The sequence below is a fragment of the Campylobacter concisus genome, assembly GCF_015230035.1.
GTDB lineage: Bacteria > Campylobacterota > Campylobacteria > Campylobacterales > Campylobacteraceae > Campylobacter_A > Campylobacter_A concisus_BK.
In genome coordinates this window covers 43,866-59,015 of sequence record NZ_JAAKZD010000003.1, presented here as the reverse complement: position 1 = coordinate 59,015, position 15,150 = coordinate 43,866, and the positions used below count along the sequence as shown (strand labels likewise).

Genomic DNA, 15,150 nt, shown 5'->3' with positions numbered 1-15,150 from the left:
ATGTGGGAGAGTCTAAAAGAGCTAGTTCAAACCGTCCGTGAAAAAGACCCATCGGTGCATAGTTGTTGCTTTTTGGCGATACTTATAAACACTCCTGGCATCCATGCGGTTTTGTTTCATAAAATTTCTCATTTTTTATATGAAAAAAAGTGGTTTTTTCTAGCTAGACTCATCTCGCAAATAGCAAGATTTCTAACAGGCATCGAGATCCACCCAGGGGCAAAGATCGGTAGGAGATTTTTCATAGATCATGGCATGGGCGTGGTTATCGGCGAGACGGCCGAGGTCGGTGATGATGTGATGATGTATCATCAAGTGACACTTGGCGGCACTGGCAAAGAGTGTGGCAAGCGCCATCCAACCGTTAAAAATGGCGTGACTATCGCCGCTGGCTCAAAGATACTTGGTGCTATAACTATCGGTGAAAATGCTAAGATCGGTGCAAACTCAGTCGTGCTAAAAAACGTCCCAGCAAACGCAACTGTCGTTGGCATACCAGCAAGGGTTGTCAGGGTAAATGGGACAAAATTTGAGCCAGAATTTATCATTTAAAATTTAAATTTACTCCCACTACACCATAAAAATGCAAATTTTTGATACGGCAAATTTACTATCCATAATGCTGCCAGCGTTTTTTAGCTTTGCGCTGCCTATTATAATATTTGTCATTTTAGTAAATTTGATAACAAAATTTATCAGGCGAAAGCTGCGCCAAAAATCTCACGTAAAATTTAACCAAAAAAATATAGCTGATACGTTTAGTGCAAAAGAGATAGCAAAGAAATTTGGCAAAAACGCAAAAGATGTAAATGAGGTTTTGTTAAATTTAGGCTTTATAAAAAAATGTGACAACGGCTACAACGTGACAGATGCTGGCAGATACTATGGCGGCATGCAAAACTACTACATGGGTAAAGCAAGTGTTAGGTGGGACGAGAGCTACTTTGTAATGAAAATTTCATAAACGAGATAGTAAAAGCTAGCGAAAAATCTAGCAAAAAAGAGCAAAAAGAAGACTTTAGAGAGAAATTTAAGGCTGAATACCGAACAAACGACGGTCACTACGTAAGAAGTAGGGCAGAGCTAGTTATAGCAAACTGGCTATTTACTGAGGGCATAGCCTACGCTTATGAAAAAAAAGTGCCGATAAAAGAAGATGTCTATTGTGACTTTTATATACCAAAAGGCAAGATCTATATAGAGTTTTGGGGATATGTAGATGATGAGGCGTATATAAAAAGAAAAGAACAAAAGATAGAGCTTTATAAAAAATATGGGCTAAATTTAATAGAGATAGATAACGACAAGATCGGCAATTTAGACGATTATCTACCAAAAGAGCTTTTGAAATTTGGCGTGAGTTTAAATTTGTAGAAAAAGGGGCGAGCGCCCCTGTGATTATTTTAAAGTTTGGATGTATTCAGCTACTGCTTTTGCATCTTCATCGCTCATTGGAGTAGCGATAGGTTTCATCATAGCACCAAGACCAAATTTATTTGCTCCTGTTTTGTAGCCTTTTAGAGCTGCTTCGATAGTTGCTGCGTCAAGTGATGTTAAAGCTGGAACTTTGTTATTGAAAACTTTTTCAGCTTTAGCGCCATGACAGGCAACACATTTTTTATAGATAGTAGCGCCATCTGCAGCGAAAGCAGCAGTTGAAAGTAGTGCTGCAACACTTGAAACGATTAGTAGTTTTTTCATTTGTCATCCTTTTTAAAAAACGTGCCGGCATTATAATACAAAAATGTAAATTTGCAAGGGGTGGGTTAAAATATTTTGGCTATAATCACCAAATGATAAGAGAAACAGCCAACAAAGCACTTTTTTTAGACCGAGACGGCGTCATAAATGAGGACGCTGGATACGTTTGCGAGATCAAAGATTTCAAATTTATTGATGGCATTTTTGACGCGTTAAGAGAATTTGCTAAGGCTGGCTACAAGCTCTTTGTCGTGACAAATCAATCAGGCATCGGCAGGGGCTACTATACGCAGGAGCAGTTTGACGCTCTAAACAAATTTATGCTTGAAAGCTTTAAAAAAGAGCAAATTTTCATCACCAAGGTCTATTTTTGCCCGCACGCTCCAGAGCAAAAATGCACCTGCAGAAAACCAAATCCAAAAATGATACTTGATGCTTGCAAAGAGTTTGACATCGACCTTGAAAACTCGCTAATGATAGGCGATAAGCCAAGTGACGTCGAGGCTGGCAAAAGGGCTGGTGTGGGCAAAAATTTCTTGCTTGATGGCATAAATTTTAAAGATGTAAGAGATGTTTTAAATAAGCTAAAAAAGGAAAAATCACTATGAATTTAAACGGAAAAAAGATAGTTATAACTGGCGGTGCTGGCTTTATCGGCTCAGCTTTGGCGCACTATTTTGATGAAAATTATAAAGATGCTCACGTGCTTGTCGTGGATAAATTTAGAAACGACGAGACATTTAGCAACGGCAACCTAAAAAGCTTTGGCCATTTTAAAAATTTACTTGGCTTTAAGGGTGAAATTTACGCTGGCGACATCAACGACCCTAGCACGCTTGAGAAGATAAAAAGCTTTCGCCCAGACGTCATCTACCACGAAGCAGCGATCTCAGACACGACCGTAAAAGAACAAGATGAGTTAATAAAAACAAATGTAAATGCCTTTGTAAATTTGCTTGATATCTGCGAGAGTTTGGGCGCAAAGATGATCTACGCTAGCTCAGGGGCGACTTATGGCAACGCAAAGAGCCCACAAACAGTTGGCGAGTGCGAAGCGCCAAATAACGTATATGGCTTTAGTAAGCTAAGCATGGATAATATCAATAAAATTTACGCAAAGCGCGGTGTGAACGTGGTTGGGCTAAGATACTTTAACGTCTTTGGCAAGGGCGAGTTTTTCAAAAATAAAACCGCCTCGATGGTGCTTCAGTTTGGCTTGCAAATTTTAGCCGGCAAGACCCCAAGGCTCTTTGAGGGCAGCGACCAGATCAAACGTGACTTTGTCTATATAAAAGATATTATTGAGGCAAACATAAAAGCGCTTGACGCGCCAAGTGGCGTCTATAACGCAGCCACTGGCAAGGCTAGAAGTTTTCAAGATATCGCTGACATCTTACAGCGTGAGATCGGCGTAAATTTAGGCAACGAATATATCAAAAATCCATTTATCGGCTCGTATCAGTTTCACACCGAGGCCGATGTCGCCCCAGCTCGCGAGGCATTTGGCTTTAGTGCGACTTGGAGCTTGGAAGAGGCGATAAAAGACTATTTGCCAGAGATAAAGAGAATTTATAAGGAAGAGATAAATGGCTAAGAGAGTTAAAATTTTAGTCGTCGGTGACCTCATGCTGGACCACTATATCTGGGGCAGTTGTGAGCGTATCTCGCCTGAGGCACCGGTGCAGGTTGTAAAGATAAATAACGAAACTTATACGCTTGGTGGCGCTGGCAATGTGGTGAGAAATTTACTCTCTCTTGGCGCAAACGTGAGCGTGGCTAGCGTTTTAGGAGATGATGAGGCTGGCAAAAAGATAAAAGAGAAACTTGCTGAGCTAAATGTAAAAGATGAGCTGATCCTCACTGAAAAAGGGCGTGAAAGCTCGATAAAAAGCCGCATCATGGCATCTCATCAGCAAGTTGTCAGGATCGATAAAGAGAGCGTTGTAAAGATAAATTTAGAAGATGAGCTTGTCTCAAAAGTCAAAGAAAATCTTGCAAATTTCAAGGCGGTCTTGCTAAGTGACTACGGCAAAGGCGTGCTTAGCGAAAAAGTCTGCCAAGAGATCATAAATGAGTGCGTGAGGCTAAAAATACCAGTTCTCATAGACCCAAAAGGCAGCGACTACTCAAAGTATAAAAACGCGACCCTTCTAACGCCAAATAAAAAAGAGGCGAGCGAGGCTACAAATTTAAAGATAAAAGATAAGGCTGAACTTGAAAAGGCGATAAAACAGCTAAAAGACGAGCTAAATTTGACCTATTCGATCATCACGATCTCAGAAGAGGGCATCGCGCTATATGATGACAAATTGCACATCTTTGCGGCCAAGGCAAAAGAGGTATTTGATGTCACTGGCGCTGGAGATACGGTGCTGGCTACACTTGGCTACATGCTAGCAAACGGGGCTGATATAAAAGAGGCGATCAAGATAGCAAACCTTGCTGCAGCCGTCGTCGTGGCAAAGATAGGCAGCGCAACGGCTAGCTTTAGTGAGATCGAGCAGCTGCTAAATAGCTCGTTTGGAGCAAATTTCGAGCACAAGCTTAAAAGTGTTGAGGAGTTAGAAGAAATTTTGAGCCAAAAGGGCAAGAAAAAGGTCGTTTTCACAAATGGCTGCTTTGATATCTTGCACACTGGACACGTAAAATACTTAGCGCGCGCAAGGGAGCTTGGCGATCTTTTGGTAGTCGGGCTAAACTCGGACGCTTCAGTTAAGAGGCTAAAAGGCGAGGCTAGACCTATAAACTCGCAAGAAGATAGAGCCTGCGTGCTAAGCGGGCTAGGATTTGTCGATTATGTCGTGATATTTGATGAGGATACGCCTCTAAATTTGATAACAAAGATAAAGCCTGACGTGCTTGTAAAAGGGGCTGATTATAAAGGCAAAGAGGTCGTTGGCAGCGAGATCGTAAAAGAGGTCAGGCTGATCGACTTTGTCGAGGGCAAAAGCACAACAGGGATAATAAAAAGGATAAAAGATGCTAAAAACGATGATAAAAAATGAGCTTGAGGCTCACCAAAAGACCTTTAGCGAGCATGTAAATTTGCTAGGTAGCTTGGAGCGTGCTTGCCAGATGGTGGCTGATACGCTAAAAAATGGCAAAAAGGTGCTGATATGCGGTAACGGCGGCTCTGCGGCGGACGCTCAACACTTTGCAGCCGAGCTAACTGGCAGATATAAAAGCGAGCGCCAGCCACTACCAGGCATCGCGCTAACCACCGATACTTCGGCACTTACAGCCATTGGTAACGACTACGGCTTTGACTATGTTTTTTCACGCCAGTTTGAGGCCTTAGCTCAGCCAGGCGACTTGCTCGTGGCGATCTCAACGAGTGGCAACAGCAAAAACGTCCTTGAAGCTATAAAAAGTGCCAAGAAAATGGGCGCATCAGTGCTCGGACTTAGTGGTAAAGGCGGTGGCGCGATGAATGAAGGATGTGATCTAAATTTAGTCGTTAGCTCAAGCGATACAGCAAGAATTCAAGAGTCGCACATCTTTTTCATACACACGATCTGTCAAGCTGTGGACGAGGCTTTTAGGGGTTAAAATGCAAGAAGCGATGGATAAATTTTTAAGTGATCCTAGCGAGAAAAATGAGGTAAATTTGATATCGGCTTTAAAAAAGGCTACTTTTTTCGCTCCGGTACTTTTAAACCAAGCGCTCGCAAAGCCTGATGGTGGCGTAGTTTATGAGGAGGAGGGCTCAAATATCAAATTTATCCTGCTTGAAGATGAGGGCGAAAAGCTTAGCTATTTTCCAGCATTTACAAGCAAAGAGGCGATGAAGCTTTGGCGAAACGACAGCGAGCAAGAAAGCATTGAGATAGGGCTAAAGGAGTATCTTGCGATGCTAAAAGAGAGTAGTTACGCCGGCGTCGTGGTCGATGCTTTTAGCTATGACTTTGTGCTAAAAAGAGAGCTTATAGAGAAAATCCTCGCCTAGTGCTAATAAAATTTATAAAATTTTGCGCATTATTTTACGCAAATGGCTTTGATGAGGTAGATTTAATTGTCGGTCTATTTAAATTTTTAGGCTGGCTTTTGCTGCGATCGGTGGCGATTTTATAAATTTATTTTTTTTGTGCGCTTTTATTAAATTTGATATTGTAGATGAGCTAAATTTAGTAAGCTACAAATTTCACTATCTCGTTTATAAAATTTGATTTCATATATCTTTGTTATTGGTAACAAAATTAAATTTGATATACGATTTCAAAGCTACAAGAGTGCTATGAATTTTGAAGATCGGCAGCTATCCTGCAACAAAGATATATGGATAAATTTTACCGATAGAAATTTTAATTTTGCAGCTTAATACTTTAGTGTGAGGATCGTAAGGGTAAAATTTATCACTAGAAACTTTAAATTTGCTCTTTTGTGGATTAAATTTATAGCCTTTATACTCTAAATTTAAATGCAAAAGCAGTTTATGTTAGAGAAAAAATAGCCAAAACTAAATTTGCGGTCTTTCTCTAAAATACCAATGTTAGTGGGTGTCTGGTTTAAGGATTGGAGTAAAATTTAGTTTTAAATTTGATCTTTGTAGATCAAATTTGCAGATAGAAATTTAAATTTTTGCAGACTTGTTAAGATTGTTGTAGAAAATTTGGTGATAAAAAGTTTAAATTAACCTTTGGCAGATCAAATTTATAGCCCAAAACGCTCTATCTACTAAAAAATTTAGAAAGGTTTTCTATTTGAATGCCCTTTGCAAATAAATAGCCCCTATTTATCTCTGGGAGCTTTAAAATTCTAGCTTTTTCTTTAAATATTTTTGGCATTACGGCTTTGCAAAATGGCGTCACTAGGATGTATCCATCAGCGTAGCCAACGGCGATCTTGCCACTTAGAACCACGCTTGTTTGCTTTGCTAAATTTGCATTTAGCTCATCTTTTTGAGCTTTGCTTAAAAGCACATTTAGCTCTTTTGCAGCCATATCGACGCCCCGCACGACGTTACTATCATTTTTTATAATGAAAATTTCATCATCCATTTTTGTGATATTTGGCAGCAGGTTTTGCCTATCAGTCTCTAAAAACTCAAAGCTTTTCTTCACGCCGCCAAAATACTCGTCCAAAAATGGCTCACTAAAATTTAGCCTCACAAAGCTTCTTTTAAGCTTGCCTTCTAAATTTGTCTCATCGACAAAGTAGCGCAAACCTCGCTCGTCAAGGTAGTTTTGAAGCTCTTTTTTGCGTAAATTTAAAAGCGGCCTAACCAGCCAAAAGTGCTCTCTCCTCTCAAGCTCGCTCATGCCAAAGAGCTCTTTTAGCCCAGCGCCCTTACCAAGTTGCATCAAAAACCACTCAAATTTATCGTCAAATTGATGCGCTAAGATCAAATTTTCATAGCCATATTTTTGACAAATTTCACCAAAAAACTCATACCTTGCCTTGCGTGCATTTTTTTCAAAATTTGATCTATCTAAATTTATGCTTTTTATGTAGATTTTTTTGCCAAATTTGCTAGCAAGCTCTTTGGCGCTTTCAACTTCAAATTTACTCTGCTCTCTAACGTTGTGATCGACTATGGCTAGATCAAATTTGACCCCAGCCTCGTGTAGAATATAAAAAAGTGCAGTGCTATCAATGCCGTGCGAGAAGGCAAGCAGGTTTGCGCCCAAGCTTAGCCTATCAAGCACGTTCTGGCTTATCATTTTGCTTTTTTGATGATGGTAGCGACTAGTTTTTGATCGACCACGTCGCTGACCTCGCAAAGGTAGAGCGAGCCGATCTCAAGCTCTTTTACGTCGCTTTCATTGATCAAAATTTCGCCGTCTATATCTTTATCCCAGATATCTTTTTTGGCAGCGTAAAACATCTCGCCCTCGCTGCTAATGCCCTCAAGCGATGCGTAAATTTGCTTGCCAAGCTCTTTTTGCAAGCTCTCATTTATCGCTTTTTTGGTGATCTTCTCTATCTTGCTTAGCCTTTTTGAGATGATCTTGGCTGGGATTTGCTCCATTTCAAAAGAGGCTGTGTCTTCTTCTTTTGAGTAGGCAAAGGCGGAAATCCTATCAAATTTAAACTCTTCTAAAAACTCGCAAAGCTCCTCAAAATCCTCCTCGCTCTCGCCTGGATGTCCCACGATGATACCAGTTCGTAAGAATGAATTTTTGGCATTTCTCATCAAATTTAAAAGCTCTTTTATCTTTTTAGCGCCACTTCCACGCTTCATTATCTTTAGCATATTTTCGCTGATGTGCTGGATGGGCATGTCAAAGTAGTTGTGAAAGATGGGCGAGGCGATGATGCGCGAAATGAGCTCCTTGCTGGTCGTGCTTGGGTAGAGATAAAGTATCCTAGCACTTCTTACGCCCTCTATCTTTTCTATCTCGTCTATTAAATTTATTAGCCCGTCGCTAACGCCCTGATCGCGCATATATGAGCTTGAGTCTTGGGACAAAAAGCTAAAGTCGTAGTAGCCTTTTTTGACTAGATTTTTGACCTCATTTACGATGTTCTCAAGCGAGCGTGATCTTAGTTTGCCCTTAAATGTCGGTATCGCACAAAAGCTACATTTTTGGTTACAGCCCTCTGAAATTTTGATGTAGGCGTGGTAGTTTGAGCCAGTTATCACACGCTCTTCGTTTGCTTGCAGATAAGTTTCTGGGCTAAATAAATTTTGCTTTTTTAAGATGATCTCGTCGATCTTGTCATAATCAGCCACGCCAGTAAAGAGATCGACCTCTGGTAGTTCTTTGATAAGCTCATCTTTGTAGCGCTGCATAAGACAGCCAGTCACTACCAGCAAAGAGCCATTTTTACGAGCTTCATGCATCTCAAGTATGGTTTGGATGCTCTCTTCTTTGGCGGATTTGATAAAGCCGCAGGTATTTACGATGATGACGTCAGCGTCGCTGATATCGTCCGTGATATCGTAGTTTTGCAAGCGCCCAAGCATGATCTCTGAATCAACTAAATTTTTATTACAACCAAGCGAGATTAGATGAAGTTTTGGCATTTTTTAGATCCAGATGTTGTCTATTAGCCTAGTTTTGCCAACATAGGCGGCTACTAAGATTATTGTATTGCCTTTTTCTACCTTTGAAATTTCATTTAAATTTCTATCCGTAACCGCGACGTAATCAACCTTTAGTGGCTCTAAAACTTCAAGCATATTTGCCTTGATCTCGCTTGCGTCCTCTTCGCCATTTTGGATCAAATTTAGCGCTTTATTTAGCGACCTTGAAAGCCTTAGCGCGTTGCACTTATCTTCATCGCAGATATAGACGTTTCTGCTTGAAAGTGCTAGGCCGTCAGGCTCTCTAACGATATCGCAAGCCACTAACTCGATGTTTAAGAAAAATGTCTTTATCATATTTTGCACGATGATTAGTTGTTGCGTGTCTTTTTTGCCCATATAGACGCTATTTGCACGAGTTAGGCGAAATAGCTTGTTTAGCACTCTTAAGACGCCATCAAAGTGACCAGGTCTAGTTTTGCCCTCTAAGATGGTCGAAAGCTTCTTTGGAGCGACGATGAGCGGCTCATCTTCAAAGTAAAGCTCATTAGCATCTGGGATAAAGATAGCGCTAACGCCATTTTGCTCGCAAATTTGGATGTCGCTTTGCTCTTTTCTTGGGTATTTGTCTAGGTCTTCGCCTGGTAGAAATTGAGTTGGATTTACAAAAGTTGAGACGATGCTTGTCTCGTTTTCGCTCACACATTTTTTTATAAGACTAACGTGTCCGTTGTGAAGTGCGCCCATTGTCGGCACAAAACCGATCTTGCCGCTTGCATTTTGGACAAAATTTTCAAGCTCTTTTATAGTTCTTATGATCTGCATATTTGACTCTTTTTATCTAAATTTTAACTTGGCATTGTAACAAAAAAGGATTAAAAGGGCGTAAATTTAAAAATGTAAGCAACTTTTGGCTAAAATCGGCAAAAATTTATGGAGAAAAACTTGGATAGTTACGAATACAACGAGCTTTTAAAGAAGCTACAAACAAAAGTTGAAAACATAGGCTCTATCGTAAAGCCTGACGAGATAAAGGCTAGGCTAAAAGAGATCGAGGCTACCGAGCAAGACCCTGACTTTTGGCAAGATATCGCTAAAGCTGGGGCGCTAAATAAAGAAAAGACAAAAATTTCAAACATGCTTGCTAAATTTAGTGACGCTCATCAAGCAGTTAGCGACGCAAAAGAGCTCTTTGAGCTAGCAAATTCTGAAAATGACGAGGAGACTATAAATTCTCTCTTTGAAGATGCTAAAAATTTAGATGAAAAGATAGTAAATTTAGAAATTTCTATGCTTTTAAGTGGCGAGGATGACGGCAAAAACGCGATCGTATCGATACACCCTGGAGCTGGTGGCACTGAGAGCAACGACTGGGCGAGCATGCTTTATAGGATGTATCTTAGATTTTGCGAGCGTGAGGGCTTTAAGGTCGAGACTTTGGACTTTCAAGAGGGCGAAGAAGCAGGATTAAAGGATGTGAGCTTCATCGTAAAAGGTGAAAACGCTTATGGTTACTTCAAGGCAGAAAATGGCATCCACAGGCTCGTTCGCACAAGCCCATTTGATAGTGCAGGACGCCGTCACACAAGCTTTTCTAGCGTCATGGTAAGCCCCGAAGTAGATGATGATATAGAGATCGAGATCGAAGAGAAAGATCTAAAGATAGACACTTATAGAGCCAGTGGCGCGGGCGGCCAGCACGTAAATAAAACAGAATCAGCCATCCGCATCACGCACATACCAACTGGCATAGTCGTGCAGTGTCAAAACGACCGCAGTCAGCACAAAAACAGAGCCACAGCGATGAAAATGCTAAAGTCGCGCCTTTACGAGCTTGAGCTGATGAAGCAACAAGAGGCGAGCAATAGCGTCGAAAAGAGCGAGATCGGCTGGGGGCATCAGATAAGATCATATGTGCTTTTCCCATATCAGCAAGTAAAAGACAACCGCAGTGGCGAGGCATACTCACAAACTGATGCGATACTTGATGGGGATATCAAAAAGATGATAGAGGGCGTCTTGATCGCCCAAAAGGCTGAGGCGTAGGAGCTAAAATATAGCTAGCTGTTAAATTTATGCGTTAAATGCTTTAGCAATTTAAAAAAAGAGAATGCCAAAAACTTTATGAAGCCAAAGAGCACTTGGGTATGCTAAAATTTTGGCTCGGGATTTTTGTCACAATTTTGGTTGGTCTTATTAGTTGGATTTTTACCCACTATAAGGACTATGCCGACAAGCTAGAATTTTATAGTGTTTGCATGTGTGCAGCTCTTTTATTGATTTTGATATTACTTGGCAATGCAAAGTCTAAAAAGATATTAAAAGAGATAAAAGAGTTAAAGAAATAAAGGATAAAAATGGGAATTTTTGTATCTGTTCTTATGATAGCAAGTGTGATTTTGATCGGATATTCGGCTCTAAATTCTGTTGAAACTAATTAAGAGCTAAAATTTCATCTCTTTTAGCTTCATGCATGCCTCTTCTTTGCCGTGATAGCAGGTCTCATCAAGATAAATTCTAGCTTTCTTATAGTCGTTTTTGCCAAGATAGATAAGCCCTAGATCATAGCTAGCCTCACTTGAGCCAAGACTAGTGGCTTTTTCATAAAAATATATCGCTTTTTCTAAATTTTTATTGACCCCAAGGCCGTACTCATAGATATATCCAGCGCTTCTAAGACCATCTATGTTGCCGTATCTGCCAGCTGTCTCAAACCAAAAAAGTGCCCTTAAGATATCCTTGCTAAAGCCTTTGCCGTCACGAAAACAAACGCCAGTTTGCTGCATGGCTAGGACATTGCCATCTTTTGCGTAGTCGTAAAATCTCTTGCAAGCTTTTTGGTAGTTGCCTTCGTTATATAGATAGATGGCGTCTGCTATCTGCTCTACTTCAGGATCAAGTGGTGGCTCGCTAAGACCTAAATTTTGCGACAATTGCTGCGCCGAACAGCCCAAAAATAGCAAAATGCTAAATAGAAAAATGATAAATTTTTTCATATTTGTCCTTGAAAATTTAGGCGATTTTATCGAATTTTATCTTATAATGATCGCAAATTTAAGCAAAAAGGAACGATATGGATCATAACGCACTTTTGACACAGCTTGGCTACAACATAGATGAAACGACCACTGAGCATATGCGTAGAATTTTAAATAACACTGACGGCCTTTTGCCAAAGAGTGTGATCGAGCTAAACGATCATCTAAAGCCGCACCTTTGCTTTGTAGCGATGAGCGGGAGCGAGGATAGGCTAAAGATAAAAAACGTTGCGACCGTCAAAGAGATAAAAGAGCGGGTTGATGAGATCATCAAAAGCTGGGCAAATAAATACAAAATGGATATCAAAAAGATAAACGAAACTACATACTACATAATAGGAAAAATTAAATGAAATATGACATTGTTATTATTGGATTTGGTAAGGCTGGCAAGACGCTAGCTGTAAAGGCTGCTGCGCTTGGCAAAAAGGTCGCGCTAATCGAGAGATCGCCGAAGATGTATGGGGGCACTTGCATAAACGTGGGCTGCATACCGACAAAGCGTCTAATCACAGCTGCAAAAGAGGCGATATATGCAGATAATAGCGTTGAAAACGAGTATTACACGCTTAGCATCGAAAACAAAAATAAGCTAATCTCAGCTTTAAATTCTAAAAACTATGCGATGCTAAATGACAAAGAAAATATCGATGTGATCGATGGTGTTGGCTCGTTTAAAGATAAAAATAGCGTCCTAGTTACAACCTCAAACGGCGAGCAAAAAGTCGTTGAAGGCGAGTTTATCATCATAAACACTGGCTCAAAAGAGGCGTATGCGCCATTTGAGATAACAAACTCAAACGTCTTTTCAAGCAAAACTTTGCTCGATCTAAAAACTATGCCAAAGCATCTTGTAATCGTTGGTAGTGGATTTATCGGCATCGAGTTTGCATCGATGTTTGCAAATTTTGGCTCAAAAGTGACCATCGTTGGACGCTCAAAACTGCTAAAAAACGAAGATGAAGACATAGCTAAAAGTGTAAAAGATGCGCTAAACGTGCAGGGCATCGAAATTTTAGAGGGCTGCGAGATAGAGAGTCTAAAAGACAATGCGCTAAATTTCAAACAAGATGGTGAAGATAGGCTCATCAAGGCTGATGCGTTTTTAGTAGCGCTTGGCAGAGTGGCAAATTTAGATGATCTAAATTTAAAAGCAGCTGGTGTTGAGCTAAATGAAAAAGGCTTTATAAAGACAAATGAGCGCCTTCAAACAAATGTGTCAAACATCTACGCAGTGGGCGACGTGCGCGGTGGAGAGCTTTTTACCTACACTAGTTTGGATGATTTTAGGATAGTTTTCTCACAAATTTTTGGCGATAAAAAGCGCACCACACAAAACAGAAGCATCCATGCAAATGTGCTATTTACCGACACTCCGCTAGCAAGAGTTGGCGTAAATGCAAAAGAAGCTAGCAAGCTTGGGCTAAATTTCAAAGAACTAAAACTTAGCATGGCGGCAGTGCCAGGAGCAAAGGTGCTAAATCATGATGTGGGCATGCTAAAAGCGATCGTTGAAGCAAGTAGTGGCGAAATTTTGGGGGCTAGCTTTCACTGCATCTACGCAAATGAGATCATAAATGAGATCGCGATCGCGATGAATTTAAAAGCAGATGCAAATTTCTTTAAAAACCAAATTTTCACTCATCCAAGCATCAGCGAAGCCCTAAATGACTTGTTTGGACAATACTAAAAGGATAAAAATGAAAAAATATCTATTACTTTTAACTGCTCTATTTTTTGCAGGTTGCTTAAACGTCATCGGCATCGGAGAGACGCCAAAGCAAGATGACTCATGGCAGCAGCCAAAGGACGAAAAGGTGGTGCAAAACAAAGAGCAAATTTCAAAAAATGCCATCGATCTTTTAACACCAAAGTGCGAGAGCGGCGATGCTGAAGCTTGCAATGACTTGGGTGTAAATTTCGAGCTTATGAAAGAGTATGACAATGCCTACGCAAACTATAAAAAGGCTTGCGATGCGAAGGTGCAGCTTGCTTGCTCAAACCTTGGCACGCTCTATGAAAACGGCCTTGGCGTGAAAAAAGATCCAAAAAAAGCGGTCGAAATTTACAAAGATAGCTGCAACAGTGGCGGTGTGCAAGCTTGCTATCATCTAGGCAACGCCTACCGCAAGGGCGAGATCGTAAAACAAGACTACTATCTAGCGATGGAGGCCTACACAAACGCTTGCAACGCTGGAGATCTGCCAAGCTGCGCAAATATCGGCGCGATGTATGAGCTAGGTCTTGGCATGAACAAGGACGAAAAGAGAGCTTATGGGATTTATAAAGTCGCTTGCTTTCGTGGTCTAAACAAGGCGTGCCCACAGATGAAAAGACTAGGCGCAAAGCTTGGCATGTAAGCAGGAAAATAAGTGAAAAAAGTTTTAAATTTTGGGCTTATCGTAGCTGCTAGCTTTATGCTAAGTGGCTGCTGGTCGTGGCAAAAGATGGTGAGCTTTGGCTTTTGGCAAAGTGATGAGGAGGCTAGGGCGGAGCGTCTTGAGCTTGAAAAAGAGAAGATGGTGCAAAACTGCGAGAGCGGAAATAGCATCGACTGCAACAACCTAGCTGTAAATTTTAGCAACGAAAAGGACTTCGTAAAGGCAAAAGGCTACTACGAAAAGGCTTGCAACGCTGGGCTTGCGACTGCTTGTTCAAATTTAGGTCAAATTTATGAGCAAGGGCTAGTTGATGAGCAAAAAGATATCGAAAAGGCTCTAAAGCTTTATAAACTAGCTTGCGATAGTGGCGACGGTGTTGGCTGCTACAACGAGGCAATGGGACTAAAATCCTACATCGAAAGCGAAAATTTAAAAACTCATAAGATAGATAGAAACAAGGCTGAGGCTAGAGTTTTAAAGCTTTTGGCAAAGAGCTGCGAGCTTGAGTATGCGCAGTCGTGCTTTTTGCTTGCAAAGCTAAGCGGCGATGAAGCAAAGGCAGACGCACTTTACAAAAGAGCCTGCCAACTTGGCAAATGTGTGGATAAAAAGTAAGGATTTGTGTAGCTTAAATTTATAAAAGCTACACAAATTTAAATTTAGTTTGATCCGCTAAGTTTATATCCTACACCTGAGATGTTTTTGATGAGATCGGTGTCGGTTTTTGCCCTTATCTTCTTGATAGTCATTCTAAGCGCTTCGTTACTCATCGACTTCTCGCTCCAGACGTAGTTTTTTATCACTTCATAACTTATAACTTTTTCTATATTACTCACAAGTAGAAAGAAGAGTTTTGCCTCATTTTTTGGCATCTGCACCTCTTCGCCATTTTTAAAAAGCTGTTTGCTTGTCATATCGTATTCATAAATTTCTTTAAATTTGATCCTACTTTCAAAAAGATCTTTTGTCGCCATTATGATAGTGATTTGAAGCTCTTTGTATAGTTTTACAACCTTGCTTTGTGTGCCAGTGCCTGCGTGTAAGAGCTTGTTTGGTACCTTGC

The 15,150-nt window shown here is 40.6% G+C and carries 19 protein-coding genes; 13 read left to right on the top strand and 6 right to left on the bottom strand.

Features of this window, described 5'->3' with window-relative positions; all coding sequences use genetic code 11:
- The 3 genes from epsC to G6W41_RS10015 are packed head-to-tail and all read left to right on the top strand — an operon-like array spanning position 1 to position 1,374.
- A complete protein-coding gene (gene epsC, locus G6W41_RS02530; RefSeq protein ID WP_002941946.1) occupies positions 1 to 552 on the top strand; it encodes a serine O-acetyltransferase EpsC in 552 nt (183 codons plus the stop codon).
- Positions 553 to 583: 31 nt separating this feature from the next.
- On the top strand, positions 584 to 964 hold the full coding sequence (locus G6W41_RS02525) for a hypothetical protein (protein ID WP_194170525.1): 381 nt from the start codon (positions 584 to 586) through the stop codon (positions 962 to 964).
- Positions 928 to 1,374 carry a helicase IV gene (locus tag G6W41_RS10015; RefSeq protein ID WP_196779794.1) on the top strand — a complete coding sequence of 149 codons (447 nt, stop codon included), beginning with the start codon at positions 928 to 930 and terminating at the stop codon, positions 1,372 to 1,374. Before G6W41_RS02525 ends, G6W41_RS10015 begins: the two co-directional genes overlap by 37 nt.
- A 24-nt stretch (positions 1,375 to 1,398) precedes the next feature.
- Here G6W41_RS10015 and G6W41_RS02515 read toward each other — a convergent pair whose 3' ends face one another.
- A complete protein-coding gene (locus G6W41_RS02515; RefSeq protein WP_002941852.1) occupies positions 1,399 to 1,701 on the bottom strand; it encodes a c-type cytochrome in 303 nt (100 codons plus the stop codon).
- A gap of 92 nt (positions 1,702 to 1,793) precedes the next feature.
- Between G6W41_RS02515 and gmhB the strand changes: the two genes are divergently transcribed.
- The 5 genes from gmhB to G6W41_RS02490 are packed head-to-tail and all read left to right on the top strand — an operon-like array spanning position 1,794 to position 5,647.
- Positions 1,794 to 2,309, top strand: coding sequence for a D-glycero-beta-D-manno-heptose 1,7-bisphosphate 7-phosphatase (gene gmhB, locus G6W41_RS02510; protein WP_103637915.1), 516 nt, complete (start codon positions 1,794 to 1,796; stop codon positions 2,307 to 2,309).
- Positions 2,306 to 3,295, top strand: a complete 990-nt coding sequence (gene rfaD, locus G6W41_RS02505) for an ADP-glyceromanno-heptose 6-epimerase (RefSeq protein WP_194170524.1) — start codon at positions 2,306 to 2,308, stop codon at positions 3,293 to 3,295. The genes gmhB and rfaD overlap by 4 nt, the downstream gene beginning before the upstream one ends.
- Positions 3,288 to 4,706 (top strand): D-glycero-beta-D-manno-heptose-7-phosphate kinase, encoded by a 1,419-nt coding sequence (gene rfaE1 / locus G6W41_RS02500; RefSeq protein ID WP_194170523.1) that lies wholly within the window; start codon positions 3,288 to 3,290, stop codon positions 4,704 to 4,706. The genes rfaD and rfaE1 overlap by 8 nt, the downstream gene beginning before the upstream one ends.
- Entirely contained in the window at positions 4,681 to 5,250 is a 570-nt protein-coding gene (gene gmhA, locus G6W41_RS02495) for a D-sedoheptulose 7-phosphate isomerase (RefSeq protein ID WP_103605584.1), read from the top strand. Before rfaE1 ends, gmhA begins: the two co-directional genes overlap by 26 nt.
- Before the next feature lies 1 nt (position 5,251).
- Positions 5,252 to 5,647, top strand: coding sequence for an SseB family protein (locus G6W41_RS02490; protein ID WP_087580865.1), 396 nt, complete (start codon positions 5,252 to 5,254; stop codon positions 5,645 to 5,647).
- 721 nt (positions 5,648 to 6,368) lie between these two features.
- Here G6W41_RS02490 and tilS read toward each other — a convergent pair.
- From tilS to panC, 3 genes are read right to left on the bottom strand one after another with little or no spacing between them, the layout of a single operon-like run.
- Positions 6,369 to 7,361: a tRNA lysidine(34) synthetase TilS gene (gene tilS / locus G6W41_RS02485; RefSeq protein WP_194170522.1), complete on the bottom strand. Its 993-nt coding sequence runs from the start codon at positions 7,359 to 7,361 to the stop codon at positions 6,369 to 6,371.
- Complete coding sequence (gene rimO, locus G6W41_RS02480; RefSeq protein WP_194170521.1) at positions 7,358 to 8,668, bottom strand: 30S ribosomal protein S12 methylthiotransferase RimO; 1,311 nt, start codon at positions 8,666 to 8,668, stop codon at positions 7,358 to 7,360. Before rimO ends, tilS begins: the two co-directional genes overlap by 4 nt.
- 3 nt (positions 8,669 to 8,671) lie before the next feature.
- Positions 8,672 to 9,493, bottom strand: a complete 822-nt coding sequence (gene panC, locus G6W41_RS02475; RefSeq protein ID WP_194170520.1) for a pantoate--beta-alanine ligase — start codon at positions 9,491 to 9,493, stop codon at positions 8,672 to 8,674.
- Positions 9,494 to 9,613: 120 nt separating this feature from the next.
- On the opposite strand from panC, the gene prfB reads away from it, so the two are divergent.
- The gene (gene prfB / locus G6W41_RS02470) at positions 9,614 to 10,714 is read left to right on the top strand and encodes a peptide chain release factor 2 (RefSeq protein WP_103568484.1); all 1,101 of its coding nucleotides are present in this window, start codon (positions 9,614 to 9,616) and stop codon (positions 10,712 to 10,714) included.
- 398 nt (positions 10,715 to 11,112) lie between these two features.
- Here prfB and G6W41_RS02465 read toward each other — a convergent pair whose 3' ends face one another.
- On the bottom strand, positions 11,113 to 11,664 hold the full coding sequence (locus G6W41_RS02465; RefSeq protein ID WP_194170519.1) for a tetratricopeptide repeat protein: 552 nt from the start codon (positions 11,662 to 11,664) through the stop codon (positions 11,113 to 11,115).
- A gap of 77 nt (positions 11,665 to 11,741) precedes the next feature.
- Here G6W41_RS02465 and G6W41_RS02460 point away from each other — a divergent pair, with 77 nt between their 5' ends.
- From G6W41_RS02460 to G6W41_RS02445, 4 genes are read left to right on the top strand one after another with little or no spacing between them, the layout of a single operon-like run.
- A complete protein-coding gene (locus G6W41_RS02460) occupies positions 11,742 to 12,059 on the top strand; it encodes a hypothetical protein (RefSeq protein WP_012139947.1) in 318 nt (105 codons plus the stop codon).
- Positions 12,056 to 13,396 carry a dihydrolipoyl dehydrogenase family protein gene (locus tag G6W41_RS02455; RefSeq protein ID WP_194170518.1) on the top strand — a complete coding sequence of 447 codons (1,341 nt, stop codon included), beginning with the start codon at positions 12,056 to 12,058 and terminating at the stop codon, positions 13,394 to 13,396. The genes G6W41_RS02460 and G6W41_RS02455 overlap by 4 nt, the downstream gene beginning before the upstream one ends.
- A gap of 10 nt (positions 13,397 to 13,406) precedes the next feature.
- Positions 13,407 to 14,066: a tetratricopeptide repeat protein gene (locus G6W41_RS02450; protein ID WP_103617490.1), complete on the top strand. Its 660-nt coding sequence runs from the start codon at positions 13,407 to 13,409 to the stop codon at positions 14,064 to 14,066.
- Positions 14,067 to 14,078: 12 nt separating this feature from the next.
- A complete protein-coding gene (locus G6W41_RS02445; RefSeq protein WP_194170517.1) occupies positions 14,079 to 14,702 on the top strand; it encodes an SEL1-like repeat protein in 624 nt (207 codons plus the stop codon).
- Positions 14,703 to 14,746: 44 nt separating this feature from the next.
- Here the strand turns inward: G6W41_RS02445 and G6W41_RS02440 are convergent, their stop codons facing one another.
- Positions 14,747 to 15,061 carry a winged helix-turn-helix domain-containing protein gene (locus tag G6W41_RS02440; protein ID WP_194170516.1) on the bottom strand — a complete coding sequence of 105 codons (315 nt, stop codon included), beginning with the start codon at positions 15,059 to 15,061 and terminating at the stop codon, positions 14,747 to 14,749.
- Positions 15,062 to 15,150 lie beyond the last annotated feature (89 nt).